We start from the raw sequence: 1,544 nt of genomic DNA, 5'->3' as shown, positions 1-1,544 counted from the left end.
GCTGCCGCTGGCCGCCAGCATGGTGACCCTGCGATCGAGCCAGGCGGCGACGCTGATGGTCGCGGCGGCGGTGATCGTGCCGCAGCTCACCGTCACCGTGCTGTCGCCCTGGATGGGCCGGGCGGCGCAGCGCTGGGGCCGGCGGCCCTTCCTGATCCTCGGCTTCGGCACGCTGGCGGTGCGCGCCTTCCTGTTCTCGCTGACCACCGACCCGCAGCTGCTGGTGGCGTTCCAGGTGCTGGACGGGGTGTCGGCCGCGGTGCTGGGCGTGCTGGTGCCGCTGACCGTCTCCGACGTCGCCCGCGGCAGCGGCCATTTCAACCTGGCCCAGGGGCTGGTCGGCTGCGCCATGGGCGTCGGCGCCTCGGTCAGCACGCTTCTGGCCGGTCTGGTGACCGACAGCTTCGGCAGCTATGCCGCCTTCACCACGCTTGCCGCCGTGGCCGCCGCCGGGCTGGTCCTGATCACGCTGACGATGCCGGAGACGCGACCGGCGGAGAGCCGCTAAAGCTCCGGCGCGAAGCGGGTGCGCAGCTCCTCCGGGATCGGGAAGGACTGGCGCGTCTCCAGGTCGAACATCGCGCTCACCGTCTCCGCCGTCGCGTGGCAGCGGTCGCCGACGAACAGCGCCTGGGCGTAGGTGAAGGACTTGCCGCCCAGCTTCACCATCCGCGTGCCGATGCGCACGTCGTTCGGCCAGGTCAGCTCGCGCAGGAAGTTCATAGTGATGCGCACCACCACGGCGCCGCGGCTCTTGCCCAGATGGATGCCGGCGTCGCGGAAGAAGTGCAGCCGCGCCGTCTCGAAATAGACGCCATACGCGTTGTTGTTCACATGGCCCAGCGCGTCGGTGTCGGAATAGCGCACGCGCTCCTCCGCCCAATGCGGGTAGGAGGCGGGGTCGGTCGGGTCGAACTCGGTCATTCTGCTCTCCGGACAGGCTGCCCGCGAGATAGACCCGAATCGGCGGCGGAGGGAAGCCGCGGCTTGTCGCGAGACAAGGTTCCGGTCGCCCGCCGGCCCCGGCCGACGTACCGTTCCCGGACCAGGGACCACAAGGAGAAGCGCCATGAGCGCCGAGCAGGATTGGCTGGTCACGGTCGCCGGGACCGAAGCGCTGTTTCCCGCGCCGCCGGCCGAACAGTTCCTCTACCGGCTGCAGCACGGCACCATGAAAGCCGGGCTGTATGCCCCGCGCGGCACCGATCCGCAGGGACCGCACAAGCGCGACGAGCTCTATGTCATCTGGCGCGGCAGCGGCACCTTCTTCCGCGACGGAGAACGAAAGCCGTTCGGACCGGGTGACGTGATCTTCGTTCCGGCGCATATGGAGCATCGGTTCGAGGATTTCAGCGATGACTTTGCGACATGGGTGATCTTCTGGGGCCCGGAGGGCGGGGAGAAAAGCTAGAGGCGCCGCAGGCCGCGCCGGCCCCGCGGCCGCCGCTGGTCTGGGGCGCCGATCTTGGCGCACCGGCGACGCCGTTTCAGGACGCCGAGGCGCTGCGCCTGGCCGTCGAGATGGGCGTCGCCGCCGGCCGTTT

General features: G+C 70.1%; 3 protein-coding genes. 2 read left to right on the top strand and 1 reads right to left on the bottom strand.

Going from position 1 to position 1,544, the window contains the following annotated elements; genetic code table 11:
- On the top strand, positions 1-508 hold a 508-nt coding region (locus P409_RS33980), incomplete at its 5' end, for an MFS transporter (protein ID WP_034849157.1).
- Here P409_RS33980 and P409_RS33975 read toward each other — a convergent pair.
- Entirely contained in the window at positions 505-924 is a 420-nt protein-coding gene (locus P409_RS33975) for an acyl-CoA thioesterase (protein ID WP_034849154.1), read from the bottom strand. The genes P409_RS33980 and P409_RS33975 overlap by 4 nt on opposite strands.
- A gap of 145 nt (positions 925-1,069) precedes the next feature.
- Between P409_RS33975 and P409_RS33970 the strand changes: the two genes are divergently transcribed.
- The gene (locus P409_RS33970) at positions 1,070-1,411 is read left to right on the top strand and encodes a cupin domain-containing protein (protein WP_034849151.1); all 342 of its coding nucleotides are present in this window, start codon (positions 1,070-1,072) and stop codon (positions 1,409-1,411) included.
- Positions 1,412-1,544: the final 133 nt, after the last annotated feature.

It is taken from the genome of Inquilinus limosus MP06, from assembly GCF_000767795.1.
In the GTDB taxonomy this organism is placed as follows: domain Bacteria; phylum Pseudomonadota; class Alphaproteobacteria; order DSM-16000; family Inquilinaceae; genus Inquilinus; species Inquilinus limosus_E.
This window is presented reverse-complemented; position numbering and strand designations above follow the sequence as displayed.